Consider the following 25,809-nt stretch of genomic DNA (forward strand, 5'->3'; position numbering starts at 1 on the left):
CGCTTCCGCCTCCCGAAAGGACGTCCGTGCGCACCCGCCACGTCTTCCACGCCGTCGACTCCCACACCGAGGGCATGCCCACCCGCGTCGTCACCGGCGGCGTCGGCGTGATCCCCGGCGCCACCATGGCCGAACGCCGCCTGCACTTCATCGAGCACCTGGACCACCTGCGCACCCTGCTGATGTACGAGCCGCGCGGCCACGCCGCGATGAGCGGCGCGATCCTGCAGCCGCCCACCCGGCCCGACGCCGACTACGGCGTGCTCTACATCGAGGTCTCCGGTCTGCTGCCGATGTGCGGGCACGGCACCATCGGCGTCGCCACCGTCCTCGTCGAGACGGGCATGGTCCCGGTCAGCGAGCCCGTCACCACCGTACGGCTCGACACCCCGGCCGGCCTGATCGCCGTCGACGTGGCCGTCGAGGACGGCGCGGCCACCTCCGCCACGCTCACCAACGTGCCCGCCTTCTGCGTCGGCCTCGACCGCAAGGTCGAGGTGCCCGGGTACGGCACGGTGACCTACGACCTCGCCTTCGGCGGCAACTTCTACGCCTTCGTCGAACTCGACGCCCTCGGCCTGCCCTTCGACCGGGCCCGCAAGGACGACCTCCTCGCCGCGGGCCTGGCGATCATGGAGGCCGTCAACGCCTCCGACGACCGGCCCGTCCACCCCGAACGCCCCGAGATCGCCGGCCTCAAGCACGTCTACCTCGCCGCCCCCGGCTCCGACGCCCACCACTCGCGGCACGCCATGGCCATCCACCCCGGCTGGTTCGACCGCTCGCCCTGCGGCACCGGCACCTCCGCCCGCATGGCCCAGCTCCACGCCCGCGGCGCGCTGCCGCTGGAGCGCGACTTCGTCAACGAGTCCTTCATCGGCACCCGGTTCACCGGCCGCCTGGTCGGCGAGACCGAGGTCGGCGGACTGCCGGCGGTCGTGCCCACCATCACCGGACGCGCCTGGATCACCGGCACCGCCCAGTACTTCCTCGACCCGGCCGACCCCTTCCCCGGAGGCTTCCTGCTGTGACGTCCCTCGTCTCCCGCAACCCGGCCGACCCCTCCGACGTCGTCGCCGAGTTCCCGGCCCCCGGCGCGTTCGCCGTCGCCGACGCCGTCGAACGCGCCCGCACCGCCCAGACGGGCTGGGCCGCGGCCGGCGCCGCCGCCCGCTCCGCGGCGCTGTCCTCCATCGCCTCGGCCGTCGAGGCCGCCGCCGGCGAGCTCGCCGGTCTCGCCGTGAGGGAAGTGGGCAAGCCCCTCGCCGAGGCCCGCGCCGAAGTGGCCCGTACGGTGGCCATCTGGCGCTACTACGCCCAGGCCCCCTACGAGCCCACCGGCGCCGTCCACGAACCGGCCGCCGGCGCCGGGCTGCTGCTCACCCGCCGCCGCCCGCACGGCGTCGCCGGCCTGATCACGCCCTGGAACTTCCCCCTCGCCATCCCCACCTGGAAGGCCGCACCGGCCCTCGCGACCGGCAACACCGTCGTCCTCAAGCCCGCCCCCGAGGCCACCGCGAGCGCCCTGCGCCTCGCCGAGATCGTGCGCGGGGCGCTGCCGGACGACGTGTTCACCGTCGTCCCCGGCGGCAGCGTCGAGGGCAGCGCACTGGTCTCCGCCGCCGACGTCGTCTCCTTCACCGGCTCCTCCGCCACCGGCCGGCAGGTGGTCCGCGCCGCCACCGACCGCGGCATCCCCGTCCAGGCCGAGATGGGCGGCCTGAACGCCGCCGTCGTCCTGCCCGACGCCGACATCGACCGGGCCGCCGCGCACATCGCCGCGGCGATCGCCGGGTACGCCGGCCAGAAGTGCACCGCCACCAGCAGGGTGATCGCCGTCGGCACCGCCCTCGACCCCCTGCGCGAGGCCCTCGCCGAGGCCCTGCGCGCCGTCCCCGTCGGCGACCCCGCCGACCCCGCCACCGTCTGCGGTCCGCTCATCTCGGCCCCGGCCCGCGACCGTGTCGCGGCGGCGGCGCAGGGCGCCCAGGTCCTCGCGGAGGGCGCCGCGGCCGACGGACCGGGCTGGTACGCGCCGCCGTTGCTGCTCGACAAGGTGCCGGCCGGCCATCAACTGCTGTGCGAGGAGGTCTTCGGCCCCATCGCCGCCCTGCTGCCCGCCGAGGACCTGGACCAGGCGGTGCGGATCACCAACGCGGTGCCGTACGGGCTGGTGACGTCGGTGCACACGGCGGACCTGGACGCGGCCCTGCACGGCCTGGACCGGCTGGACACCGGCATGATCCGCCTGAACGCGCCCTCCACCGGAGTGGACTTCCACCTCCCCTTCGGCGGCGCCAAGTCCTCCGCCCACGGCCCCCGCGAACAGGGCAGGGCAGCCCTGGACTTCTACACGGCGGGCCGCACGTACACCCTGACGCCGCACGGAGGCTGACGCTCGAACCCCACCCGCCCGCTACGCGACAAGGAGCGACATGCCAACCCGGTTACGCCTGCTCGCCACCGTCCTCGCGCTCACCGCAACCCTCACCGCCCCCGCCCCCGCCGCCACCGCGGCCGGGCGGGCCCCGGCCCACCCGGCCGCGGCGGACTGCGCCCTTACGGGCCGCACCGGCTGGACCGACGAGGGACACGACACCGACCCCGTGCAGTTCCAGCCCGCCACCGGCACCCGCCGCGTCCTGACGCTCTTCGTCGACTTCCCCGACGCCCCCGCCACCGGGCCCACCGCACCGTACGCCGCCCACCTCGCCCCCGCGGCCGGCTGGCTGCGCACCGCCTCCCACGGACGGCTGCGCCTGGACGTCACCGCCTCCCGCCGCTGGGCGCGCATGCCGCACGCGTCCACGTCGTACGGCTTCCAGCGGGGGCTGAGCTTCGAGGCCCACGAGCGCTACCTGCGCGACGCGATCACCGCGGCCGACCCGTACGAGGACTTCTCCTCCGCCGACATGGTGTACGTCGTCCCCGTCCGCACGGCCACCGCGATCTCCTTCTCGCCGACCTACCTCTTCGACCCCGTCACGGCCGGCGTCACCGCCGACGGCCGGCGCATCAAATGGGCCGTCACCTTCGGGCAGGACATGTGGCGCTGGGGCTACAAGGTCGCCGCCCACGAGACCGGCCACACCTTCGGCCTGCCCGACCTGTACGCCTTCACCGGCGAGACGCACGGCTTCGTCGGCGGCTGGGACGTCATGGGCCACATCGCCGGTGCCGCCCCGCAGTACCTGGGCTGGCACTCCTGGAAGCTCGGCTGGACCCGCGACGAGCAGGTCGCCTGCCTCGCCGGGCCCCGCGGCGGCAGCCGCACCGTCCGCCTCACCCCGGTGGAACGCCCCGGCGGTACCAAGATCGCCGTGGTGCGCACGGGCCCCACGACCGCGTACGTCGCCGAGTCCCGCCGGGCCGCGGGCAACGATGCGGCCCCCTGCTCGACCGGAGTGCTGATCTACAAGGTCGACTCGGCCGTGGCCACCGGCGAGGGGCCGGTGAGGGTTGTGGGCGCCCGGTCGTCCGGCGCCCCGCCCTGCGGCCCCCTCGACCTGGCCGCCCGGGCCCCGGGCGAGACCTTCACCGACCCGGCCACCGGCACCCGCATCGAGGTGCTCGCCGGCGGCCGCACCGGCGACGTCGTGCGCGTCGCACGCCTTGCTACGCTGCCGCGGTGAGGCTCCCCACCGACCGGCAGATCCGCGCCCTGCACGAGAAGTACGCCCCCACGCCGCAGGCGTTGGAGGTCGTGCACTCCCACTGCACCATCGTCGCCGACCTCGCCGAACAGTTCGTCTCCCGCTCCCGGCGCCCCGTCGACGCCGCTCTCGTGCGGGCCGGCGCCCTGCTGCACGACATCGGCGTCTACCGGCTGTTCGACGGCGACGGCCGGCTCGACCACGCCTCCTACATCCGGCACGGGATCCTCGGCCACGAGCTGCTGCGCGCCGAGGGCCTGCCCGAGGCCCTGTGCCGCTTCTGCTCCTGCCACACGGGCGTGGGCGTGACCCGCGCCGACATCCGCCGGCAGAACCTCGACCTGCCCGAGGCCGACTACGTGGCCACGACGCCGGAGGAGGAACTGGTGATGTACGCCGACAAGTTCCACACCAAGACCACGCCTGCGGCGTTCGTCACCGCCGACGCCTACGCCGCGCACGTGGCCCGCTTCGGCGAGGAGAAGGTCACCGCCTTCCAGGCCCTGCGGGCCCGCTACGGCGAGCCGGACCTCGCCGCGCTGCAGGGCGCGGGAGCGCCCTCAGCGGCGCCGGCCGCCCCGCGCGCGTAGCTCGTCACCGAGGACCTCCGCCGCGCTGATGCCGGGGTCCTTGGTGGCCGTCAGCAGGGTCAGCGGGCCCTCGTGGGCCAGGTCGCGCAGGTGGTGGAGGGCCTCGGCGTGGTCGGCGTCGCGCAGTTCGCCGCGGTAGCGGCGGGCGAACTCGTCGAACTTCGCCGCGTCGTGGCCGTACCAGGTGCGCAGCCCCGGCGAGGGGGCGGCGTCCTTGCACCACTCGTCGAGGGCGGCCGCGTCCTTGGCCAGGCCCCGCGGCCAGAGCCGGTCGACCAGCACCCGGCTGCCGTCGGCCTCCGAAGGCGGGTCGTAGACCCTGCGCACGCGCACGGTCGGCGCCATGTCGTCACCTCCTCGGCAACCGGCTCCATCGTCCGCCTCCGGGCCCGCGCCCGCACCCCGTACCGCCGGCCGCGCTGCGACCATGGAAGGGGGAGGGAGAGCCGTACGAGGCGGGAGGCGAGCCATGACGCCGGTCACCGTGGCGATGGCGGGCGACACCATGCTGGGGCGCGGCGTCGGCGAGCGGCTGGCGCGCTCCCCGCAGCCGGGGACGGTCCTGGCCCCCGAGGTGCGGGACGTGATCGCCGGGGCCGACCTGTGCGTGCTCAACCTCGAGTGCTGTGTCTCGGCGCGGGGCGAGCCGTGGCCGCAGCCGGGCAAGCCGTTCTTCTTCCGGGCCCCGCCGGCCGCCGCCGACGTCCTGGCCGAGCTGGGCGTCGACTGTGTGACCCTCGCCAACAATCACGCCCTCGACTACGGCTACGACGCCCTCGCCGACACGCTCCGCCTGCTGCACCGGGCCGGGGTACGGACGGTGGGCGCCGGCCCGGACGTCGCGGCGGCCCGCGCCGGCGTCATGCTGGAGGCGGGCGGGCTGCGCCTGGCCGTCGTCGGCGCCACCGACCACCCGGAGGACTTCGCCGCCGGGGCCGGCCGGCCCGGCGTGGCCCTGGCCGAGCTGCGCCGGGGCGTCCCGGCGTGGCTGCGCGAGGAGGTGGCCCGGGCGGCGGGGCGGGCCGACGCGGTGCTGGTCACCCCGCACTGGGGGCCGAACATGACATCGGCGCCCCCGCACCACCTGCGCGGGGCCGCGGCGGAGCTGCGGGAGTGCGGTGCCACCCTGGTGGCCGGGCACTCGGCCCACGTCTTCCACGGGGCCGGCGAGCGCATCGTGCACGACATGGGGGACTTCGTCGACGACTACGCCGTGGACCCGGTGCTCCGCAACGATCTGGGGCTGCTCTTCCTGGTGACCTTCGAGGCGGCCGCCGGCGGGAGCGCGGGGCCGCCCGGGGCGTGGCGGCCGGTGCGGCTGGAGGCGCTGCCGCTGCTGCTCGACTACTGCCGCACCGAGCTCGCGCGCGGCGCCGAGTGGGAGTGGGTCCGTGACCGGTTCACCCGGGCGAGCGCGGCCCTCGGCACCCGGGTGACGGCACACGGGGACCGGCTCGTGGTGCACTGGGGGAGGGAGGAGACGGACACCGCGGACAGCCGGGACACAGCTTCGGACCAAGCGGAGTGACGCCTGTCACATCGACCTCCGGGTGACCCCCTCACCACCCGCCCGTGCGCCCGGAGCAGGCACGCGGCGCGTGTAGCTTTTGTTCGTGAGCCGTGCCGATGACATCTGTACGGCATGTACCCGTCACCCGAAGGACGCCCCCGCATGCCCTACGTGCGCCACTGGTTGCGCAACTCCATCCTGCTGTTCGCCGTCGCGATCGCGCTCGGGCTGGTCGCCGCGCACACCTCGCTGATCCAGCCCCACGACCTGGACCTGGACCGCACGATCCAGACCAACACGCGCACCGGCTGGCTGAACACCACGATGAAGCTGGTCAGCTACTGCGCCTCGCCCGTCGCGGGCGTGATCATCCTCGCCGTGTGGGCCGGGTGGCTGCTCTTCGTCCGCCGCCGGCCGCTGGCCGCCGTCTCCACCTTCCTCGTGGTCGCGGTGGGCTGGAACAGCACCCAGATCGCCAAGGCCATCGTGGCCCGCAACCGGCCGCCGCGGCAGTTCTCCCTCGACCCGGAGATCGGCTCCAACAGCTTCCCCAGCGGTCACACGGCCTTCACGGTGGCCGCGGCGATCGCCGCGTACTTCCTCTTCCGCAACTCCCGGCACCGCCGCACCGTCGCGGTCCTCGGCGTCCTCGCGGTGCTGCTCGTGGCCTTCTCCCGGATGTACATCGGCGCCCACTACCCGACCGACACCTTCGGCTCGGTGCTGATCGCCGGCTCCGCGATCCTCTTCGTGACCGGCGTGTGGCACGCCTGGCTGCTGCCGCGCCTCGACCGCATCCCGCTGCTGGACCGCTTCGGCCTGGCGCAGGAGCGGGCGGAGCTCGCCGCGGCCGAGGGCGGGTACGCCGGCCACACCGACCCGTACGGTGCCCACGCCGGCCCCGTACCCGGCTCCCGCGGCGGCGGACGCCACCGGCGGCACGCGGGCCGCTGAGGCGCGACCTGCTCGTCGAGGGCGGGCTTCCCCGGGGGAAGTCCGCCCTCGCGGCTTTCGGCGTGCACCTTCCCTCTTCCTGGAACGCGTTCTACCGTGTGCGCCACCGCACGCCGGCGAGGCCACCAGGGAGGGGCCGTGGACCTGACCTACACCCCCGAGCAGCAGCGGTTACGGGCCGAGCTGCGCGAGTACTTCGCGCAGCTGGTGCCCGACGAGGCGGCCGCCCGCCACACCGACGCCGCCGAGCGCAAACGGTTCTACCGGCGCACCATCCGCCGCCTCGGCGCGGACGGCCGCCTGGGCGTGGGCTGGCCCAAGGAGTACGGCGGGGGCGGAATGAGCCCCATGGAGCAGTTCATCTTCTTCGACGAGGCCGCCCAGGCCGGCGTCCCCCTGCCGCTCATGGCCCTCAACACCGTCGGCCCGACCCTCATGCGCTACGGCACCGAGGAGCAGAAGGCCGCCTTCCTGCCCCGCATCCTCTCCGGAGAGATCGACTTCGCCATCGGCTACAGCGAACCGGGCGCCGGCACCGACCTGGCCTCCCTCACCACCCGGGCGGTGCGCGCGGGGGACCACTACGTCGTCAACGGGCAGAAGATCTGGACCACCAACGGCGACACCGCCGACTGGGTCTGGCTCGCCGTGCGCACCACCCCCGTCGAGCAGGGCGTCCCTGCGCACAAGGGCATCAGCATCCTCCTGGTGCCCACCACCGACCCCGGCTACTCGTGCACCCTCATCAACACCCTCGCCTCGCACGACACCACCGCCAGCTACTACGAGAACGTCCGCGTCCCCCTCACCCACCGGGTCGGCGCCGAGAACGAGGGCTGGCGCCTGATCACCAACCAGCTCAACCACGAACGCGTCACCCTCGCCGCCCACGGCGCCACCGCCGTGCGCGCCCTGCGCGACGTCCGCGACTGGGCCGCGGCCACCAAGCTCGCCGACGGCCGCCGGGTGATCGACCTGGGCTGGGTACGCGGCCGGCTCGCCCGCACCCACGTGCGCCTGGAGGCGATGAAGCTGCTCAACTGGCGCATGGTCGACGCCCTCCAGCGGGGCGCCCTCACCCCCCAGGACGCCTCCGCCGTCAAGGTCTACGGCTCCGAGGCCCGCCGCGACGCCTACGCCTGGCTGATGGAGATCCTCGCCGCCGCCGGCCCCCTCAAGGACGGCTCCGCCGGCGCCGCCCTCCACGGCGAACTCGAACGCGGCTACCGCAGCGCCGTCATCTTCACCTTCGGCGGCGGCAACAACGAGATCCAGCGCGAGATCATCTCCTGGATCGGCCTGGGCATGCCCCGCGTACGGCGGTGACCGCGCCGGCGCAGCTACGCCCTGCTACGACCGGCGGCGCGGCTTGCCGCGGCGGGCGGCGCCCTTTGCGGGCTGCGCGCCGCCGGAGGCGCCGCGGCGGCCGGGGGCCGGCTTGCGGCGGGGGGCGGCGGCGCGCTTGGCCGGCTGCTCGGCCGGGGCGGCCTGGCGGCGGCCGCGGGTGCTGTTGACGGTGCGGCCGCGGACGATGCCGATGAAGTCCTCGACCCCGTCGGTCGTGCGCTCCTCGGGCCACGCCAGCGCGACGCTCGACTGCGGCACGTCGGCGACCGGCCGGTAGGTCAGGTCCCGGCGGTGGTACAGCCGGGCCAGGGACTGCGGCACGACCAGCACGCCCACCCCGGCCGCGACCAGCTCCAGGGCGTCCTCCGTCGTCGCCGGCCGCTCGATCGCGGGCCGGCCCGGCGGCTGCTCCCAGCCCAGGGTGTCGTCGAGCGGGTGGAAGACGATCTCGTCGGCCAGGTCGGCCACGGCCACCTCGTCGGCGGCCACGAACAGGTGGTCCTTGGGGACCACGACCACCGTCGTCTCGGTGTACAGGGGGATGGCGCTGAAGTACGCACGGTCGACCGGGAGCCGCACCAGACCCGCGTCCGCCTCCCCGCGCCGCAGCACCTCGGGCGCCTCTGCGGCGGACACCTGGAGCAGCTCCAGGGGGACGTCCGGCAGGCGCTCCTGCCAGATCCGCGCCCACTTGGCGGGGGTCGCGCCCGGGACGTACGCGAGCCGGAACGGGGAAGGTACTGCCGAGCCTGTCACCCGGCCAGGTTACCGGGCGTGGTCTTCGCTCGTGCACACGCTCGATATCCTTGTCCGCATGACGTCGCACAAGAACACCCAGACCATGAAGCCCGCGACCGCGGCCAAGAAGCTGGGTGTGTACCTCGAGGCCACCCCCGCAGCGTTCCGTGAGGGTGTCGTCTCGCGCGACGAACTCGACGCGCTGCAGGCCGACCCGCCCCAGTGGCTGCGCGAGCTGCGCCGCAACGGCCCGCACCCGCGCCAGGTGGTCGCGGCCAAGCTCGGCGTGTCCATCTCCGGCCTGGCCCGCGGCGGGATCACCGAGGCGCTCACCACCGAGCAGATCGAGGCCCTGAAGCAGGAGTCCCCCGAGTGGCTGCTCAAGGAGCGCGCCACCCAGGCCGAGGTGCGCAAGGAGACCGTGCGCATCAAGGAGAAGCAGGCCAAGGAGGCCGAGCAGGCCAAGGAGAAGGCCGCCCGGGCCGGGCAGCAGGCCCGCGACGAGCGCCCGCGCCGCCCGCGTTCCTGACGCCTGCCGGCGCGCCCCCGCACGGCACGCCCCCCGGCTCTTCCCCGGCCGTCCCCGCCGCACCACCGGCCGCCGTCGTCGCCCTACAAGCCGCCCTGCCGGGCCGCCATACTTGAGGTGCCGGGGAGGGCACTGCGAGTCGACGGGGGCGGCGGCGGAGGATGGCGGACACCAGGCTGATCCAGGGCCGGTACCTGCTGCTCGACCTGATCGGGCGGGGCGGGATGGGCGAGGTCTGGCGCGCCCGCGACGAGTCCCTGGGCCGGCACGTGGCCGTCAAGTGCCTCAAGCCCATGGGACGCCAGCACGAGCCGTCGTACCTGAGGGTGCTGCGCGAGCGGTTCCGGCGCGAGGCGCGCGTCGCGGCCTCGCTGCAGCACCGGGGCATCACCGTCGTCCACGACTTCGGCGAGTCCGAGGGCGTGCTCTACCTGGTGATGGAGCTCCTCGACGGCCGCAACCTCAGCCAGCTGCTGGAGGACAACAAGCAGCACCCGCTGCCCGTCCCCGAGGTCATCGAGATCGCCGCCCAGGTGGGCGCCGCCCTGGCCTACACCCACCGGCAGGGCGTGGTGCACCGCGACCTCAAGCCCGCCAACATCGTCCGCCTGACCGACGGCACGGTGAAAATATGCGACTTCGGCATCGCGCGCCTGGCCCATGACATCGGCTTCTCCGCCCGGCTGACCGGCACCGGCATCGCCATGGGCACCCCCCACTACATGTCGCCCGAGCAGATCGGCGCCGGCAACGTCGACCACCGCAGCGACCTGTACTCCCTGGGCTGCGTGCTCTACGAGATCGCCACCGGCACCCCGCCGTTCGACATGGACGACGCCTGGTCCGTGCTCGTGGGCCACCGCGACACCCCGCCCAGGCCCCCGCGCGAGCTGCGCCCCGCCCTGCCCGAGGCCTTCGAGGACGTCGTGCTCGACCTGCTCGCCAAGGACCCCGGCGACCGGCCGGCCGACGCCGGGGAGTTCGTCCGCCGCATCACCGGGCTGCCGCTGCACCGGCTGCCGCCGGACGGCCCCACCTGGGCCGGCCGGACGGCCGAGCCGCCCCGGCTGCCCGGCTGGGCCCGCTCCATGACCACCGGCGGCAAGGCGGCCGGCAGCGGCCGCCCCGCCCCGCAGCCCGGCCCGGCCGCCGCCCTGACCGGGCGCTGGACGCACCCCTGGGCGCCCGCCGCCGGCCCCACCGCCCCCAGCGGGCCCGCCGGCGGGCCGCTGCCGCCCCCGCCCGCCGAACGGCCGCCGCCCGAGGCGCTCGCCGAGCTCGCCGGGCGGCACGGCGAGGGCCTGCGCCTGGCCCGCCTCGACCGCTGGGCCGAGGCCGGCGAGGTGCAGCGGGCCGTCGTCGCCGAGCGCGAGCACCTGCTCGGCCCGGACCACCCGGACACCCTGGCCAGCCGCTACGAGCTGGCGTTCGCCCTGAGCCGGCTGGGCCGGGCGCGCGAGGCGCTGCACGAGTTCGCCCGCACCGCCGCCGGCCGGGAGCGGGTGCTCGGCGCCGACCACCCCGACACCCTGGCCGCCCGGCAGGAGACGGCGTACGTCCTCGGGCAGCTCGGCCGGCACTTCGAGGCGCACCAGGTCTACACCGCGGTGCTGGCCGCCCGGGACCGCGTCATGGGCCCCGACCACCCCGACACCCTGCGCTGCCGCCACAACCTGGCGTTCAACCTCGGCAGACTGGGGCGGGCGGCCGAGTCCCACGCCCTGGCCCGCGACGTCGCCGCCGCCCGCGCCCGCGTGCTCGGCCCCGACCACCCCGACACGCTGGTGACCCGGTACGAGGTCGGCTACGCGCTCGGCCAGCTGGGCCGCTGGACGGAGGCCCTGCACACGTACCAGGCCGTGGCCGCCGCCCGGGCCCGCGTGCTGGGCCCCGACGACCCCGACACGCTCGCCGCCCGCTACGAGGCCGGCATCTGCCTGGGCCGGCTCGGCCGCAGCGCCGAGGCCCTGGAGCTCTACCGCGCCCTGGTCGAGGACCGCACCCGGGCGCAGGGCCCCGCCCACCCCGACACCCTGCGGGCCCGGCACGGGATCGGGGTCAACCTGGGCCGGCTCGGGCGCTGGGAGGAGGCGCTGGCCGAGGCGCGCGACGTGTGCGCGATCCGGGCCCGGGTGCTGGGCCCCGACGACCCCGACACCCTGGTCAGCCGGCGGGAGGTCGCCGTCGCGCTCGGCTGGCTGGGCCGCTGGAGCGACGCCCTCGCCGTCTACCGCGACGTCGCGCAGGCCCGGCAGCGGGTGCTGGGCGCCGACCACCCCGACGCGCTGGCCAGCCGCCACGACGAGGCGCACTGCCTGGAGCAGCTGGGGCGCTCGGCCGAGGCCGTCGAGCTCTACCGGCAGGTCGCCGCGGTCCGGCGCACGCGGGCCGGACGCGGTCAGCTGACGTAGCCGGCACCGCAGCCAACCGACGCGGCAAACCGACGCAGCAAACTGACGCTGCATCAGAAAGGTCGGGCATCCGCCTTCCCTCCCCGGGCCCGCTGCGGCATCCTGCCGCCCATGCGGACCGAGCTGAGCCGGCGGCTGGGCATGGAATGCGCCCTCTTCGGCTTCACCCCCTTCCCCGCCGTCGCCGCGGCCATCAGCCGCGCCGGCGGCCTCGGCGTCCTGGGCGCCGTGCGCTACCGCGACCCCGGCGAACTCGCCCGCGACCTCGACTGGCTCGACGCCCACACCGACGGCCGGCCCTACGGGCTGGACGTGGTCATGCCCGCCGCGAGCGCGGCGGGCGCCGCCGGGGTGACCGAGGCCGACGTCGAGGCCATGATCCCCGCCGGCCACCGGCGCTTCGTGGCCGAGACCCTCGCCCGGCACGGCGTGCCACCCCTGCCCGAGGGCGAACGCAGCCGCTGGCGCATCACCGGCTGGCTGGAGGACGTCGCCCGCACCCAGCTCGACGTCGCCTTCGAGCACCGGCTCGCCCTCGTCGCCAACGCCCTGGGCCCGCCGCCCGCCGACGTCATCGACCGCGCCCACCGGCACGGCACCCTCGTCGCCGCCCTCGCCGGCAGCGCCCGGCACGCCCGGCGGCACGCCGGGGCGGGCGTCGACATCGTCGTCGCCCAGGGGTACGAGGCCGGCGGGCACACGGGGGAGATCGCGACCATGGTGCTCACCCCGGAAGTCGTCCGGGCCGTCGACCCGCTGCCCGTCCTGGCCGCCGGCGGCATCGGCAGCGGCGAACAGGTCGCCGCGGCCCTCGCGCTCGGCGCGCAGGGAGTGTGGCTCGGGTCCGTCTGGCTCACCACCGAGGAGGCGGCCCTGCGCTCGCGCGCCCTCACCGCCAAACTCCTGGCGGCGGGCTCCGGCGACACGGTGCGCTCCCGTGCCCTGACCGGCAAGCCGGCCCGCCAGCTGCGGACGGCGTGGACCGACGCCTGGGACGACCCGGCCGGGCCGGGCCCCCTGCCCATGCCACTGCAGGGGCTGCTGGTGGCGGAGGCGCTGACGCGCATTCAGGAGTACGAGGCGGAGGCACTGCTGGGCACGCCCGTGGGGCAGGTGGTGGGGACGATGACGGCGGTACGGCCGGTGCGGGCGGTGGTCGACGACCTGACGCGAGGCTTCGAGCGGGCCGTGGCCCGGCTGGGCCGCATGGCGGGGGATCCGTAGGGGGTCCGGGGCGGAGCCCACGGGAAGGTCCGGCAGCAACCAGGAGGCAGCGCAATGCCGCACGCAGTGAACGGTTTCTGGGCCGAGGCCACAGCGCACCCCGGGCGCGTCGCGCTCGTGACCCCCGACGGGCACGGCTGGACCGCGGGGCGTCTGCACGCGGAGGCCAACCGGCTCACCCACGCCCTGCGCGAGGCGGGAATGCGTACCGGGGACGCCCTCGCCGTCGTGCTGCCCAACGGGCCGGAGTTCTTCACCGCCCATCTGGCCGCCACCCAGGCCGGCTTCTACCTCGTCCCCGTCAACCACCACCTCCTCGCCGACGAGATCGCCTGGATCGTCGCCGACAGCGGGGCGAAGGTGCTGATCGCCCACGAGCGGTGGGCGGGGGCCGCCGCGGCGGCCGCCGACGGGGCGGGGCTGCCGCAGGACGCCCGGTACGCGGTGGGGGAGATCCCCGGGTTCCGGCCGTACGCGGATCTCCTGCGGGGCCGCCCCGGCACCCCGCCCGAGGGCCGCACCCTCGGCTGGGTCATGAACTACACCTCCGGCACCACCGGTCGCCCGCGCGGGGTGCGCCGGCCGCTCCCGGGGATCCCGCCGGAGGAGGCCCATCTGGGCGGGTTCCTCGGCATCTTCGGGATCAGGCCGCACGACGGCAACGTCCACCTCGTGTGTTCCCCGCTCTACCACACGGCCGTCCTGCAGTTCGCCGCGGCGTCCTTGCACCTCGGGCACCGGCTGGTGGTGATGGACAAGTGGACGCCGCAGGAGATGCTGCGCCTGATCGAGACGTACCGGTGCACGCACACCCACATGGTGCCCACCCAGTTCCGGCGGCTGCTCGCGCTGCCGGACGACGTACGGGGCGCCTACGACGTGACGTCCATGCGGCACGCGGTGCACGGCGCCGCCCCGTGCCCGGAGCACGTGAAGCGGGCGATGATCGCCTGGTGGGGGGAGTGCGTCGAGGAGTACTACGCGGCGAGCGAGGGCGGCGGCGCGTACGCCACCGCGGCGGAGTGGCTGCGCCGGCCGGGTACGGTCGGCCGGGCGTGGCCCATCAGCGAGCTCGCCGTCCTGGACGACGAGGGCAAGCCGTTGCCGCCGGGCGAGGTGGGCACGGTCTACCTGCGGATGAACACCGGCGGCTTCGCCTACCACAAGGACGCGGAGAAGACTGCGCGCAACCGGGTCGGTGACTTCTTCACCGTCGGCGACCTGGGCCACCTCGACGAGGACGGCTACCTCTTCCTGCACGACCGCAAGATCGACCTGATCATCTCCGGCGGCGTCAACATCTACCCGGCCGAGGTGGAGTCGGTCCTCCTGGCCCACCCCGCCGTCTCCGACGCCGCCGTGTTCGGCGTGCCGCACGACGACTGGGGCGAGGAGGTGAAGGCGGTCGTCGAGCCCGCCGAGGGGCACGCGGCGGGCGAGGAGCTGGCCGCCGAGCTCCTCGCCCACTGCGCCGCCCGCCTGGCGGGCTACAAGCGGCCCCGCTCGGTCGACTTCGCCGCCCGCCTGCCGCGCGACCCCAACGGCAAGCTGTACAAACGCCGGCTGCGGGAGCCGTACTGGCACGGCAGGCAGGGGCGGCTCGTCTGAAGGACCGTACGGGATCGCACGGGACCCTACGGATCAGTGCTCGGCGACCCGTACCGTCCGCAGGGCGGGCGAGGCGAGGATGTCCTTCTCGCAGAAGCGCCCCTGCACCATGCGGCCCGAGGAGAACAGCCCGGTCTGGTCGCTGTGGTGCGGCGAGGTGGGGTCGGTCGACTGGCTGTAGGTGAGCAGCGTACGGGCCACGGGGCAGCCCTTGCCGTCGAAACCGACCGCCTGCAGGTAGCTGGTGCCCATCGACACGCTGTCGTAGGCGCCGCGGGCGGCGTTCCACCGGGCCTCGACGACGTTCCAGACACCGATCTCGTTGCTGCCGCCGGGCACGGCGATGCGCTTGCCGCCCCGCTCGACGTACTGGTGCTCGCCCAGCGGCGCGTCCAGCGCGACGCCGGCGGAGCGCAGTTCGGCCACGGCGTCGGCCAGTGCGCGGGCGAAGGCCGCGTCGCCGGTGTCGAGCGTGTGGGGGGTGGTCACCGGTGCGGAGGCGGAGAAGGGCACGCGCCACACCTTCGCCTTGGGATCGGAGGTCAGCGCGTGCCAGAAGCGGTCGAAGAGCAGGGCGCCCCGGCTGCCGGTGGTCGCCGTGCGGTCCCAGCGGGCCAGGACGCCGCAGGCGGCCGACACGTCGACGGGCCGGCCGTTGCTGCCGGTGGCCGTGCCGCCCGGCAGCGCGGCGCACGCCTTCGCGGCGTCCGCGGCGGCCAGGTCACCGGCGGGGACCCGCTCGGCGAACTGCTGCTTGTGCAGGTCGTCCACGGTCAGCCGGCCGCGCGCGGCCATGGCGGCGACGTCCTGCAGGCCGCCGCGGGTGCGCAGGGAGCGCGCGGTGCCGGTGTCGCCGAAGACGCGCGGGTAGCCGGTCAGCGGCCGGTCGGCATTGGCCAGCCAGGGGCTGTCGTTGGAGTTCTCGGCGTAGGGGGCGTCGAGGAGGGCGGGCATCGCCGAGGGCCCGAAGATGCCGGGCTGGAGGGCGTCGGCGTCCTTGCCGAGCGCGCACGCGCCGCGCGAGCCGTCGAGGACGGCCAGGCCGTCGGAGGCCATGAGCTGCCGGCCCAGGGCCGTGGAGCAGCGGGCGGCGAGCTCGTCGGTGACGCGCGGCAGCACCTGCGCCTGGGTGTAGAGGCTGTGCCCGCCGGAGTCGGCGGCGATCGTGTTGACCCAGGGCAGGCCCTGGACGCGGCCGAGCGCGGCCCGGGCGTCGCGCACGCTGTGCGCCCTGCTCAGGGCCAGCGAGGCGTCGGTGAAACGGAGGTTGGCCGCGTTGGGGTCGATCAGGACGTACGCCGAGCCGGCCGTCCACGGCAGCGGCATTTCCGTGGCGAGCCGGTTGACGACGGGCCCGAAGCGGGTCTGCCACTGGGTCCGCCGGACGGTCTGCCGCGTGCCGTCCTTGCCGCGCACCTCGACGGCGACGGTGCGCTGCCGCATGCGCTCGGGTCTGCCGTCGACGAGGTAGGAGGTCGGGTCGCCGGGCGCGAGCCGCAGCTCGTACAGGCCGAGCGGGGTGCCCGTGGAGACGGTGTGGCTCCAGGCCATGTCGCTGTTGTGGCCGATGGAGGTGATGGGCAGGCCGAGCAGCGAGGCGCCGGAGACGTCGAGTTCGCCGGGGACGGTCAGCTGCGACTGCCAGAAGCGGCGGCCGCCCGCCCACGGGTAGTGCGGGTTGCCCAGCAGCAGGCCGCGCCCGTCGGCGGTGACCGAGCCGGAGAAGGCGACGGCGTTGGACCCCATGTCGTCGCGGTGCAGGAGCTTGCGCACGGCCGCGGACGCCGCACCGGCCGGCGTACTGCCCGGGCCTGCCGCGGCCCGCGGCGCCGGGGTGCCCGGGGCCGGCGGGCGGGCGCCGGTGATGCCGTCGGCCATCAGCCCCTGGCCGCTGAGCACGGTGATCGCGTAGCCGCGGCGGGCGACGTCGAGGGCGCTGACCGGGCGGACCCAGTCCTTGCCGCGGCAGGCGGGGTCGGTGATGCGGTTCTGCCGCAGCCAGGCGTTGTAGCCCGCCGCCCAGCCGCGCATCAGCTCCTTGGCCTGGTGGCTGGGGCCGACCGGGGCGGGGGTGGCGAGCAGCCCCTCGACGGTGTGCGCGTCGGCCAGGCCGCGGAAGAACAGGTCGCTGGAGAGGTTGTCGCTCGCCGAGGACAGGTCGTGGTCGCTCGCGCCGTCGGCCCCGAAGGTCAGCGAGCGCTCGCCGCGCAGGGTGACGAAGCCGCCCGCGAGGACGCACACGTTGTCGGCGGCCTGCGCCCAGCCCTCGCCGAAGCCGAGGGAGGCGTAGTCCTTGCCGGTGATGTGCGGGATTCCGTACTCGGTGTAGCGGATGACGGCGGACAGCCCGCCCCCGGACGGCCGGTGCGCCGCGGAGCCGTCCCCGGGCGCCGCCGCCGCGGGCAGGACGCTGCCGGCGCCGCTGAGCAGGGCCAGAGCCGTGAGCGTCAGCGCGCGTAAGCGGTGACGGACAGACACGTGGATCCTCCTGTGGGAGAAGGAACGGTTGGTGACCTTCGTGACGCAGGCGGCCCGTCCCGGGGTTGCCCGGGACGATCACGAAGGTCATCCCCGGCGTTCGTCGACGATGCGCTTCAGCTTCCCCACCGACCGCTCCAGCGACTCCGGCTCGACGACCTCGACGTCCACCGAGACCCCGATGCCCTCCTTCACCCGGCGTATCAGCTCGCCGGCCGCGCCGGCACGCCCGTCCGAAGCCGTGCCGGGCCGGGCCTCGACGCGGACGGTGAGGCGGTCCAGCCGGCCCTCGCGGGCCAGGCGCAGCTGGAAGTGTGGGGAGAGGCCCGGGACGGTCAGCACCAGCTCCTCGATCTGCGAGGGGAAGAGGTTGACCCCGCGCAGCACGATCATGTCGTCGCACCGGCCGGTGATGCGGGCCATGCGCCGGAACGGGCCCAGGGTGCCGGGCAGCAGCCGGGTCAGGTCGCGGGTGCGGTAGCGCACCACCGGCATGGCCTCCTTGGTGAGCGAGGTGAACACCAGCTCGCCCTCCGCGCCCTCGGGCAGCACCTCGCCCGTCACGGGGTCGACGACCTCCGGGTAGAAGTGGTCCTCCCAGATGTGCGGGCCGTCCTTCGTCACCACGCTCTCCTGCGCCACGCCCGGGCCCATGACCTCGGACAGGCCGTAGATGTCGACGGCGTCGATCGCGAAGCGCTCCTCGATCTCCCGGCGCATCTCCTGAGTCCAGGGCTCGGCCCCGAAGACACCGGTGCGCAGCGAAGTGGAGCGCGGGTCGATGCCCTGGCGCTCGAACTCGTCCAGCAGGGTGAGCATGTACGTGGGCGTCACCATGATGACCTGCGGCTGCAGGTCGGTGATGAGCCGCACCTGGCGGGCGGTCATGCCCCCGGAGGCCGGGATCACGGTGCAGCCGAGCCGCTCGGCGCCGTAGTGGGCGCCCAGGCCGCCGGTGAACAGCCCGTACCCGTAGGCGACGTGCACCGCATCGCCCGGGCGCGCGCCGGCCGCCCGCAGCGACCGGGCGACCACCTCGGACCAGGTGGCGAGGTCACGGTCGGTGTAGCCGACGACGGTGGGGGTGCCGGTGGTGCCGCTGGAGGCGTGCAGGCGGCGCAGCCGCGACCGCTCGACGGCGAACATGCCCCACGGGTAGTGGGTGCGCAGGTCCGCCTTGGTGGTGAACGGGAACCGCGCGAGGTCGGCGAGCGTACGGCAGTCCTCCGGGCGCACGCCGGCGGCGTCGAACGCCGCCCGGTGGAAGGGCACGTTGTCGTACGCGTGCTGCAGGGTCTGCCGCAGCCGCCGCAGCTGGAGGTCCGCGAGCTCCGGTCGCGTCATGCGCTCGGCGGCGTCGGGCTGTGGCGTCGTCGGATCCTGCATGCGTCCCCCTCGCTCCGAGAACCCCGACCGATCATTCGGTCTGTCGCGTGCTCCGACGTAACCAGCCCCGTGGCCGGCGCGTCAAGGTCTGCCCGATGCGGAACTTCGGGCAGAGCCGAAAGTCGGTGCCGTGGTTCGCCCCCGCCCCATAGCTTCCAAGGGAGCGCGGCGCCAACGGCAGCCGCACCGTCCCACGAAGGGTTGAACACGATGACGCGTGCACGGAACCTGGTCGTCATAGCTGCGACCGTGAGTGCTCTCGGACTGCCGCTGGCGGGTGCGAGCGCCGCCTTCGCGGCGACGCAGCCGGCGGCCACTCCCGTGGCGAGCGCACAGAACGTCTCCATCCTCGCCGTCAACAACCTCGGCCTGGACACACGGCACGCCAAGAACTGGCAGACCTACCTGCGCGACTCGGGCTACGACCCCGGAACGATCGACGGGCAGCTGGGCCCCAACAGCTGGAAGGCCGCGCAGAGGATGTTCAACGACCGGGGCTACAGAGCGGGTGCCGTCGACGGGCAGGTCGGCCCCAACACGCTCAGGGCACTGCAGCGGTTCCTGAACGACTTCGGCTACGGGCTCGACGTCGACGGGATCGTCGGCCCGAAGACCAAGGCCGCGTTCTGGGACTTCAACGACTGAACCGGAGCTTAAGAGCCGGCACGCGGATCCGGTCGGGCAGCGCGTTCGGCTGCCCGGCCGGATCCGCGGCCCGGCGACAGCGGGACCGCCGTCACTCCCCGGCCGCACCGAGGAGGATCTGCGCCAGTTCGCGCGGCCGCGAGAACATCGGCCAGTGGCCGGTGTCCATCTCCACCAGCCGCCAGTCCTCGCCGGTGCTCAGCACCTCGGCCACGGCGTCGCCCGGCTCGGGGCCGTCCAGCAGGCACTTGACGTACGTCGCCGGGAGGTCGCCGAGCGGGCGTGCCAGCACGGCCGGTTCGGTCAGGGTGGTTCCGGGATGCGGTGTCGAGCCGTCCACGATCCGGGCGATCTGCTCGTCGGTCAGCCCCTGACCCACGTAGTACGCTGCGGGCACCACCGGCCAGAATCCCCCGTTCCCGGCGATCGAGGCCCGCACCTCCTCCGCGCCCTCCGGCCAGCCGGAGAGGAACGACTCCCCGTCGGCCGGGACGTCGGAGTCCACGAAGACCACGCGGGCCAGCCGGTCGCCGATCCGCTGTGCCGCCTGGCCGACGGGTATGCCCGCGTAGCTGTGACCGACCAGGACGACCTCGCGCAGGTCCTTGCCCTCGACCTCGTCGACGATGTCCTGGACGTGCGTCTGCTGCCCGGCCGGCAGACCCTGCTTCTCGGCGAGGCCGGACAGCGTCAGGGGGTGCGCGCCGTGGCCGGCCGCCCGCAGGTGCGGCACCACCTCGTCCCACGCCCACGCCCCGAGCCGTGCGCCTGCCACCAGTACGAAATTCGTCATGGCCGCACGGTAGCGGAGCGGTTCCGTCGGCAGTCCCCTGTCATCCCTCGGGAAGCCCGGCTCCGCGGGCGGCCACCGATCGTGCCCATCGGTAGTCCGCCTTGCCCGAGGGGGAGCGGCGGATGGTGTCGGTGACGACCAGCGTGCGGGGCACCTTGTAGCCGGCCAGGCGGGTGCGGCAGTGGGCCTGCAGGGCCGCGAGGGTGGGGGCTTCGGCGCCGGGGCGGGGCTGGACCACCGCGGCCACCGCCTGGCCCCAGCGCGCGTCCGGGATGCCCGCGACCAGGGCGTCGTACACCGCCGGGTGGGCCTTGAGGGCCTCCTCGACCTCTTCCGGGAAGACCTTCTCCCCGCCGGTGTTGATGCACTGGGAGCCGCGTCCGAGGACGGTGACCACGCCGTCCGCGCCGACCGTGGCCAGGTCGCCCAGGAGCACCCAGCGTTCCCCGCCGAGGGTGAAGAACGTCTCGGCGCTGCGGGCGGGGTCGTTGTGGTAGCCGAGCGGTACGTGGCCGCGCTGGGCGAGGCGGCCGGTGGCGCCCGGGGCGACCGGGCGGCGCGTCGCCGGGTCGACCACGGCCGTACGGGAGTTGACGCGCAGGCGGAAGCCGCGCCGGGGGCCGGAGTCCTCGGTGGCGGTGCCGTTGAAGCCCGATTCGGAGGAGCCGAAGTTGTTGACCAGGCGCACGCCCGGCAGCAGCGCGGCGAACTGCTCGCGCACGGTCTGCGACAGGATCGCCCCCGAGCTGCTGACGCTGGTCAGGGACGAGCAGTCGGTGCCCCGCAGCGGCCCGGCCAGCGCGTCCGTCAGCGGGCGCAGCATGGCGTCCCCGACCAGGGAGAGGTTGGTGACGCGTTCGCGTGCGACGGTGCGCAGCACCTCCTCGGGCACGAACTTGCGGTGCAGCACCACCTTTTGCCCGAGTGCCAGGGCGATGAGGGCGGTGAGCGTGGAGGTGCCGTGCATCAGCGGTGCCGTGGGGAAGAACACCAGGCCCTCGCCGGCGGCGACGGCCCGTACGGCCAGTTCTCCGGGTCGCCGGACGGGCGTGCCCGTGGGGGAGCCGCCGCCGAGCCCGGAGAAGAACAGGTCCTCCTGCCGCCACACCACGCCCTTGGGCATGCCGGTGGTGCCGCCGGTGTAGATGATGAAGCGGTCGTCGCCGGAGCGCGGGCCGAAACCGCCCCCGTCCGGGTGTGCCGCCTCGGCGTCGGCGAACGGCACCGGCGCGATGCCGGGTTCCATCGCGCCGCGGGGCGCCTCGCCCACGCGTACCAGGTGCCGCAGCCGTCCGCCGGAGCGCGGCAGCGCTGCGGCCACGCGCCCGGTGAACTCGCCGTCGAAGACCAGCGCCACCAGGTCCGCGTCCCGGTAGAGGTAGGCCAGCTCGTCCTCGACGTAGCGGTAGTTGACGTTGACGGGCACGGCCCGGGCCTTCAGGCAGGCCAGCAGCGTCTGCACGTACTCCACGCCGTTGTACAGGTGCAGGCCCACGTGCTCGCCCGGCCGTACGCCGGCGGCCCGCAGGTGGTGGGCGAGCCGGTCGGCGGCCGCGTCGAGCTCGGCGTAGGTCAGGGCGCGCCGGGCGCCGCTGCCCGGGTGGTCGAGGTGGACCAGGGCCGGCCGGCGGGGCACCGCACCCGCGACCGATTCGAGGAGATCGGCGAGGTTGAAGTCCACGCGGTCATTACAGCGCCGCCCGCGGCAGGCGGGAAGGGCGGCGGGCAAAGAATCTGACGTCGTGTCAGAAAACTATTGAACCCCGCCCCCGCCTCCTGCACCCTGACGGACACGCTCCACGGAAGTCGCTCCACGGAAGTCGCTCCACGGACACGCTTCACCGGAACATGCTGCAACGGACCGGGAGGAGACATGACCGGCACCGCACACCTCACCGTCGAGCGCGTCGGCGCGACCCTCGTGCTCACCCTCGACCGGCCCGAGGCCCGCAACGCGCTCTCGCTGCCCATGCTGGCCGGCCTCTACGACGGCTGGCTCGAAGCCGACGCCGACGACTCCGTCCGCTCCGTCGTGCTCACCGGTGCCGGCGGCGCCTTCTGCTCCGGCATGGACCTCAAGGCCCTCGCCGGCGCCGGCCCCGCCGACGACGACGTGCGCGCCCGCTTCCGCGCCGACCCCGACCTGCACTGGAAGGCGATGCTGCGCCACCACCGGCCCCGCAAGCCCGTCATCGCCGCCGTCGAGGGGCCCTGCGTGGCCGGCGGCACCGAGATCCTGCAGGGCACCGACATCCGCATCGCCGCCCGCAGCGCCGTCTTCGGGCTCTTCGAGGTGCGCCGCGGGCTGTTCCCCATCGGCGGCTCGACCGTCCGCCTGCCCCGCCAGATCCCGCGCACCCACGCCCTGGAGATGCTGCTCACCGGGCGCCCGTACACCGCCGAGGAGGCCGAGCGCATCGGGCTCGTCGGACGCGTCGTCCCCGACGGCACCGCCCTCGACCACGCCCTGGAGACCGCCGCCCTCGTCAACGCCAACGCCCCGCTCGCCGTCGAGGCCGTCAAGGCGGCCGTCCTCGCCGCCGAGGGCCTGCCCGAGCCCGAGGCCCTCGCCCTCGAACTCGACCACGGCCGGCCCGTCTTCGACACCGACGACGCAAAGGAAGGCGCCCGCGCCTTCGCCGAGAAGCGCCCCGCCGTCTACCGGCGCGCCTGAGCGCGCACCCGAGAGAAGGAGGGCAACGGCCGTGCCCGACCACCTCACCGCGCCCCTCGTCGTGGAGTTCCCCTTCACCCGCTCCCTCGGCCCCGTCCAGCGCGCCTTCCTCACCGGCCTGCGCGAACGCACCGTCCTGGGCGTGCGCACCCCCGCCGGCCGGGTCCTGGTGCCGCCGGTGGAGTACGACCCGGACACCGCCGAGGAGCTCGGCGACCTCGGCGCATTGGTCGAAGTAGCCGCCACCGGCACCGTCACCACCTGGGCCTGGAACCCCGACCCCCGCCCCGGCCAGCCCCTGTCCACCCCCTTCGCCTGGGCGCTGGTGCGCCTCGACGGCGCCGACACCGCCCTGCTGCACGCCCTCGACGCCCCCGGCCCGCACGCCGTCCGCACCGGCCTGCGCGTCCGCGTCCGGTGGGCCGCCGAACGCACCGGCGCCATCACCGACATCGCCTGCTTCGAACCCTGCGACGAGCCCGTGGACCGGACCGTCCCCCGCCCGCACACCGGCGCCTTCCCCGACCTCGTCACCGGCATCACCGCCCCCGCCCGCCTCACCTACACCTACAGCCCCGGCCGCGCCCAGAGCCGTCACCTGCAGGCCCTCGCCGCCCACCGGATCCTCGGCGAACGCTGCCCCGCCTGCCACAAGGTCGTCGTGCCGCCCCGCGGCGCCTGCCCCACCTGCGGGGTGGCCACCACCGAGGCGGTCGAGGTCGGCCCCCGCGGCACCGTCACCACCTTCTGCGTGGTCGACATCAAGGCCAAGAACCTGCCCATCGACGTGCCCTACGTCTACGCCCACATCGCCCTCGACGGCGCCGACCTCGCCCTCCACGGCCGCATCGCCGGCATCCCCTGCGACGAGGTCCGCATGGGCCTGCGCGTCGAGGCCGTCTGGAGCGGCGAGGGCCGCCACCCCGACCACTACCGGCCCACCGGCGAGCCCGACGCCGCGTACGAGACCTACAAGGGGCTCCTGTGACGCCGTACCCGTACGACCGCCACGTCGCCGTCGTCGCCTTCGCCCAGAGCCGGCACCGCGGCGCCGTCCCCGAACTGTCCGAGGCCGAACTGCTGCTGCCCGTCCTGACCGAGGCCCTCGGGGCCGCCGGACTGGCCCCCGGCGAGGCCGACTTCACCTGCTCGGCCTCCAGCGACTACCTCGCCGGCCGCCCCTTCTCCTTCACCCTCACCCTCGACGCCGTCGGCGCCTGGCCGCCCGTCGCCGAGTCCCACGTCGAGACCGACGGCGCATGGGCGCTGTACGAGGCATGGGTGAAGATCCTCACCGGCGAGGCCGACACCGCCCTGGTGTACGCCCACGGCAAGCCCTCCGCCGGCCCGCTGCGCGACGTCCTCGGCCGCCAGCTCGACCCCTACTACGTCGCCCCCCTGTGGCCCGACTCCGTCGCCCTGGCCGCCCTGCAGGCCCGCGCCCTCATCGACGCCGGCCGCACCGACGAGGCGCAGCTCGCCGCCGTCGCCGCCCGCAACCGCACCGCCGCCCGGGCCAACCCGCACGTCGCCCCCCGCCCCGCGCCCGGAGGCGGCGGCGACGCCGCGCAGTACGTCGTCGCGCCCCTGCGCCCCGCCGACTGCGCGCCCGCCGACGACGGCGCCGCCGCCGTCGTCCTCGCCGAGGGCGCCACCGCCCGGCGGATGTGCCCGCGCCCCGCCTGGATCCGCGGCATCGACCACCGCATCGAGCCGCAGGCCCTCGGCGTGCGCGACCTGACCGACTCGCCCTCCACCCGGCTCGCCGCCCGGCGCGCAGGTGCCTTCGACGCCCCCGTCGACGTCGCCGAGCTGCACGCTCCGTTCAGCCACCAGGAGGTGATCCTGCGTCACGTGCTCGGCCTGGCCGACGACGCCGCCGTCAACCCCTCCGGCGGGGCGCTGGGCGCCAACCCCGTGATGGCCACCGGCCTCGTCCGCATCGGCGAGGCGGCCGCCCGCGTCCACCGCGGCGAGGCGGGCCGCGCGCTCGCGCACGCCACCTCCGGGCCGTGCCTGCAGCACAACCTCGTCGCCGTCCTGGAAGGGGAGGGTGAACGGCCGTGAGCAAGGAACCCGTTGCCGTCACCGGCGTCGGCCAGACCCACCACGCCGCGGCCCGCCGCGACGTCTCCCTCGCCGGGCTCGTCCGCGAGGCCGCCGTCCGCGCCCTCGGCGACGCCGCACTGACCTGGTCCGACGTCGAGGCGGTCGTCATCGGCAAGGCCCCCGACTTCTTCGAGGGCGTCATGATGCCCGAACTCCACCTCGCCGACGCCCTCGGCGCCGCCGGCAAACCCGTCCTGCGCGTGCACACCGCCGGCTCCGTCGGCGGCTCCACCGCCCTCGTCGCCGCGAACCTGGTCGCCGCCCGCGTCCACCGCACCGTCCTCGCCGTCGCCTTCGAGAAGCAGTCGGAGTCCAACGCGATGTGGGGCCTGTCCCTGCCGGTGCCCTTCCAGCCGCCCCTGCTGGCGGGCGCCGGCGGCTTCTTCGCCCCGCACGTGCGCGCCTACATCCGCCGCACCGGCGCCCCCGCCGACGTCGGCGCGCTGGTGGCCCTCAAGGACCGCCGCAACGCCCTGCGCAACCCCTTCGCCCACCTCCACGAGCACGACATCACCCTGGAGAAGGTCCTGGCCTCCCCGATGCTGTGGGACCCCGTCCGCTACGCCGAGACCTGCCCCTCCTCCGACGGGGCCTGCGCGATGGTGCTCACCGACCGCGCGGGCGCCGCCCGCGCCCCGCACCCGCCCGCCTGGGTGCACGGCGGCGCCCTGCGCAGCGAGCCCACCCTCTTCCCCGGCAAGGACTTCGTCTCGCCCCGCGCCGGCCGCGACTGCGCCGCGGACGTCTACCGGCAGGCCGGCATCACCGACCCCCGCCGGCAGATCGACGTCGCCGAACTGTACGTCCCCTTCAGCTGGTACGAGCCGATGTGGCTGGAGAACCTGGGCCTCGCGGCCGAGGGCGAGGGATGGAAGCTCACCGCCGGCGGAGCCACCGCCCCCGACGGCGAGCTGCCCGTCAACCCCTCCGGCGGCGTGCTCTCCACCAACCCCATCGGAGCCTCCGGCATGCTCCGCTTCGCCGAGGCCGCCCTGCAGGTCCGCGGCCGCGCCGGCGAACACCAAGTACCCGGCGCCCGTCGCGCGCTCGGCCACGCCTACGGCGGCGGCGCGCAGTTCTTCGCCATGTGGCTGGTGGGCGCCGATGCCCCCACGACCTGAAGCCGTACGCGCGGCCTGTGCGGCACCCGCACGGCTCGC

General features: G+C 75.0%; 22 protein-coding genes. 16 read left to right on the forward strand and 6 right to left on the reverse strand.

Annotated elements, in window-relative coordinates; genetic code table 11:
- Positions 1-26 precede the first annotated feature (26 nt).
- Genes ABD361_RS05255 through ABD361_RS05270 form a run of 4 tightly spaced genes read left to right on the forward strand, consistent with a single transcriptional unit; the run spans position 27 to position 4,243 of the window.
- On the forward strand, positions 27-1,031 hold the full coding sequence (locus tag ABD361_RS05255) for a proline racemase family protein (RefSeq protein ID WP_344433514.1): 1,005 nt from the start codon (positions 27-29) through the stop codon (positions 1,029-1,031).
- Positions 1,028-2,395, forward strand: a complete 1,368-nt coding sequence (locus ABD361_RS05260) for an aldehyde dehydrogenase family protein (protein ID WP_344433516.1) — start codon at positions 1,028-1,030, stop codon at positions 2,393-2,395. The genes ABD361_RS05255 and ABD361_RS05260 overlap by 4 nt, the downstream gene beginning before the upstream one ends.
- Positions 2,396-2,435: 40 nt before the next feature.
- Positions 2,436-3,632 (forward strand): M6 family metalloprotease domain-containing protein, encoded by a 1,197-nt coding sequence (locus ABD361_RS05265; RefSeq protein WP_344433517.1) that lies wholly within the window; start codon positions 2,436-2,438, stop codon positions 3,630-3,632.
- Positions 3,629-4,243 (forward strand): HD domain-containing protein, encoded by a 615-nt coding sequence (locus ABD361_RS05270; protein ID WP_344433518.1) that lies wholly within the window; start codon positions 3,629-3,631, stop codon positions 4,241-4,243. The genes ABD361_RS05265 and ABD361_RS05270 overlap by 4 nt, the downstream gene beginning before the upstream one ends.
- Here ABD361_RS05270 and ABD361_RS05275 read toward each other — a convergent pair.
- Positions 4,214-4,588 carry a DUF488 domain-containing protein gene (locus tag ABD361_RS05275; protein ID WP_344433519.1) on the reverse strand — a complete coding sequence of 125 codons (375 nt, stop codon included), beginning with the start codon at positions 4,586-4,588 and terminating at the stop codon, positions 4,214-4,216. The two genes, ABD361_RS05270 and ABD361_RS05275, sit on opposite strands and share 30 nt — an antisense overlap.
- A 124-nt stretch (positions 4,589-4,712) precedes the next feature.
- Here ABD361_RS05275 and ABD361_RS05280 point away from each other — a divergent pair, with 124 nt between their 5' ends.
- The 3 genes from ABD361_RS05280 (at position 4,713) to ABD361_RS05290 (ending at position 8,033) form a co-directional block, all read left to right on the forward strand.
- A complete protein-coding gene (locus tag ABD361_RS05280; RefSeq protein ID WP_344433520.1) occupies positions 4,713-5,771 on the forward strand; it encodes a CapA family protein in 1,059 nt (352 codons plus the stop codon).
- A gap of 144 nt (positions 5,772-5,915) precedes the next feature.
- The gene (locus ABD361_RS05285; RefSeq protein WP_344433521.1) at positions 5,916-6,707 is read left to right on the forward strand and encodes a phosphatase PAP2 family protein; all 792 of its coding nucleotides are present in this window, start codon (positions 5,916-5,918) and stop codon (positions 6,705-6,707) included.
- A gap of 138 nt (positions 6,708-6,845) precedes the next feature.
- Positions 6,846-8,033, forward strand: a complete 1,188-nt coding sequence (locus ABD361_RS05290) for an acyl-CoA dehydrogenase family protein (RefSeq protein WP_344433523.1) — start codon at positions 6,846-6,848, stop codon at positions 8,031-8,033.
- Between the two features lie 24 nt (positions 8,034-8,057).
- On the opposite strand, the gene ABD361_RS05295 is transcribed toward ABD361_RS05290, so the two are convergent.
- Positions 8,058-8,810 carry a LysR family transcriptional regulator substrate-binding protein gene (locus tag ABD361_RS05295; protein ID WP_344433524.1) on the reverse strand — a complete coding sequence of 251 codons (753 nt, stop codon included), beginning with the start codon at positions 8,808-8,810 and terminating at the stop codon, positions 8,058-8,060.
- A gap of 58 nt (positions 8,811-8,868) precedes the next feature.
- Here ABD361_RS05295 and ABD361_RS05300 point away from each other — a divergent pair, with 58 nt between their 5' ends.
- The 4 genes from ABD361_RS05300 to ABD361_RS05315 all read left to right on the forward strand — a co-directional run bounded on the left by ABD361_RS05300 (position 8,869) and on the right by ABD361_RS05315 (position 14,564).
- Entirely contained in the window at positions 8,869-9,321 is a 453-nt protein-coding gene (locus tag ABD361_RS05300; protein ID WP_344433525.1) for a DUF5997 family protein, read from the forward strand.
- 161 nt (positions 9,322-9,482) lie between these two features.
- The gene (locus ABD361_RS05305; RefSeq protein WP_344433527.1) at positions 9,483-11,732 is read left to right on the forward strand and encodes a serine/threonine-protein kinase; all 2,250 of its coding nucleotides are present in this window, start codon (positions 9,483-9,485) and stop codon (positions 11,730-11,732) included.
- Between the two features lie 111 nt (positions 11,733-11,843).
- A complete protein-coding gene (locus ABD361_RS05310; RefSeq protein ID WP_344433528.1) occupies positions 11,844-12,956 on the forward strand; it encodes an NAD(P)H-dependent flavin oxidoreductase in 1,113 nt (370 codons plus the stop codon).
- Positions 12,957-13,010: 54 nt separating this feature from the next.
- Complete coding sequence (locus tag ABD361_RS05315) at positions 13,011-14,564, forward strand: acyl-CoA synthetase (RefSeq protein ID WP_344433529.1); 1,554 nt, start codon at positions 13,011-13,013, stop codon at positions 14,562-14,564.
- Positions 14,565-14,597: 33 nt separating this feature from the next.
- Here the strand turns inward: ABD361_RS05315 and ABD361_RS05320 are convergent, their stop codons facing one another.
- Both ABD361_RS05320 and paaK read right to left on the reverse strand, forming a co-directional pair.
- Positions 14,598-17,042 (reverse strand): penicillin acylase family protein, encoded by a 2,445-nt coding sequence (locus ABD361_RS05320; RefSeq protein WP_344433530.1) that lies wholly within the window; start codon positions 17,040-17,042, stop codon positions 14,598-14,600.
- An 87-nt stretch (positions 17,043-17,129) separates the two neighbouring features.
- On the reverse strand, positions 17,130-18,428 hold the full coding sequence (gene paaK, locus ABD361_RS05325; protein WP_344433531.1) for a phenylacetate--CoA ligase PaaK: 1,299 nt from the start codon (positions 18,426-18,428) through the stop codon (positions 17,130-17,132).
- Positions 18,429-18,638: 210 nt separating this feature from the next.
- Between paaK and ABD361_RS05330 the strand changes: the two genes are divergently transcribed.
- A complete protein-coding gene (locus ABD361_RS05330; RefSeq protein ID WP_344433532.1) occupies positions 18,639-19,073 on the forward strand; it encodes a peptidoglycan-binding domain-containing protein in 435 nt (144 codons plus the stop codon).
- A gap of 91 nt (positions 19,074-19,164) precedes the next feature.
- Here the strand turns inward: ABD361_RS05330 and ABD361_RS05335 are convergent, their stop codons facing one another.
- On the reverse strand, positions 19,165-19,866 hold the full coding sequence (locus ABD361_RS05335; RefSeq protein WP_344433533.1) for an alpha/beta fold hydrolase: 702 nt from the start codon (positions 19,864-19,866) through the stop codon (positions 19,165-19,167).
- 40 nt (positions 19,867-19,906) lie between these two features.
- Positions 19,907-21,547 carry an acyl-CoA synthetase gene (locus ABD361_RS05340; RefSeq protein ID WP_344433535.1) on the reverse strand — a complete coding sequence of 547 codons (1,641 nt, stop codon included), beginning with the start codon at positions 21,545-21,547 and terminating at the stop codon, positions 19,907-19,909.
- A 192-nt stretch (positions 21,548-21,739) separates the two neighbouring features.
- Between ABD361_RS05340 and ABD361_RS05345 the strand changes: the two genes are divergently transcribed.
- Genes ABD361_RS05345 through ABD361_RS05360 form a run of 4 tightly spaced genes read left to right on the forward strand, consistent with a single transcriptional unit; the run spans position 21,740 to position 25,770 of the window.
- Positions 21,740-22,540 carry a crotonase/enoyl-CoA hydratase family protein gene (locus ABD361_RS05345; RefSeq protein ID WP_344433536.1) on the forward strand — a complete coding sequence of 267 codons (801 nt, stop codon included), beginning with the start codon at positions 21,740-21,742 and terminating at the stop codon, positions 22,538-22,540.
- 31 nt (positions 22,541-22,571) lie between these two features.
- The gene (locus ABD361_RS05350; protein ID WP_344433537.1) at positions 22,572-23,528 is read left to right on the forward strand and encodes a Zn-ribbon domain-containing OB-fold protein; all 957 of its coding nucleotides are present in this window, start codon (positions 22,572-22,574) and stop codon (positions 23,526-23,528) included.
- Entirely contained in the window at positions 23,525-24,607 is a 1,083-nt protein-coding gene (locus ABD361_RS05355) for a lipid-transfer protein (protein WP_344433538.1), read from the forward strand. The genes ABD361_RS05350 and ABD361_RS05355 overlap by 4 nt, the downstream gene beginning before the upstream one ends.
- On the forward strand, positions 24,604-25,770 hold the full coding sequence (locus tag ABD361_RS05360; RefSeq protein WP_344433539.1) for a thiolase domain-containing protein: 1,167 nt from the start codon (positions 24,604-24,606) through the stop codon (positions 25,768-25,770). Before ABD361_RS05355 ends, ABD361_RS05360 begins: the two co-directional genes overlap by 4 nt.
- Positions 25,771-25,809 lie beyond the last annotated feature (39 nt).

Source organism: Streptomyces luteosporeus, assembly GCF_039532865.1.
Taxonomy (GTDB): domain Bacteria; phylum Actinomycetota; class Actinomycetes; order Streptomycetales; family Streptomycetaceae; genus Streptomyces; species Streptomyces luteosporeus.

Excerpts from the sequence above, each read along its gene's own strand:
- ABD361_RS05280 (WP_344433520.1), top strand. The coding sequence starts at position 4,713 with ATGACGCCGGTCACCGTGGCGATGGCGGGCGACACCATGCTGGGGCGC.
- ABD361_RS05285 (WP_344433521.1), top strand. The coding sequence starts at position 5,916 with ATGCCCTACGTGCGCCACTGGTTGCGCAACTCCATCCTGCTGTTCGCC.
- ABD361_RS05335 (WP_344433533.1), bottom strand. The coding sequence starts at position 19,866 with ATGACGAATTTCGTACTGGTGGCAGGCGCACGGCTCGGGGCGTGGGCG.
- ABD361_RS05300 (WP_344433525.1), top strand. The coding sequence starts at position 8,869 with ATGACGTCGCACAAGAACACCCAGACCATGAAGCCCGCGACCGCGGCC.
- ABD361_RS05330 (WP_344433532.1), top strand. The coding sequence starts at position 18,639 with ATGACGCGTGCACGGAACCTGGTCGTCATAGCTGCGACCGTGAGTGCT.
- ABD361_RS05305 (WP_344433527.1), top strand. The coding sequence starts at position 9,483 with ATGGCGGACACCAGGCTGATCCAGGGCCGGTACCTGCTGCTCGACCTG.
- ABD361_RS05315 (WP_344433529.1), top strand. The coding sequence starts at position 13,011 with ATGCCGCACGCAGTGAACGGTTTCTGGGCCGAGGCCACAGCGCACCCC.
- paaK (WP_344433531.1), bottom strand. The coding sequence starts at position 18,428 with ATGCAGGATCCGACGACGCCACAGCCCGACGCCGCCGAGCGCATGACG.
- ABD361_RS05265 (WP_344433517.1), top strand. The coding sequence starts at position 2,436 with ATGCCAACCCGGTTACGCCTGCTCGCCACCGTCCTCGCGCTCACCGCA.
- ABD361_RS05345 (WP_344433536.1), top strand. The coding sequence starts at position 21,740 with ATGACCGGCACCGCACACCTCACCGTCGAGCGCGTCGGCGCGACCCTC.
- ABD361_RS05310 (WP_344433528.1), top strand. The coding sequence starts at position 11,844 with ATGCGGACCGAGCTGAGCCGGCGGCTGGGCATGGAATGCGCCCTCTTC.
- ABD361_RS05275 (WP_344433519.1), bottom strand. The coding sequence starts at position 4,588 with ATGGCGCCGACCGTGCGCGTGCGCAGGGTCTACGACCCGCCTTCGGAG.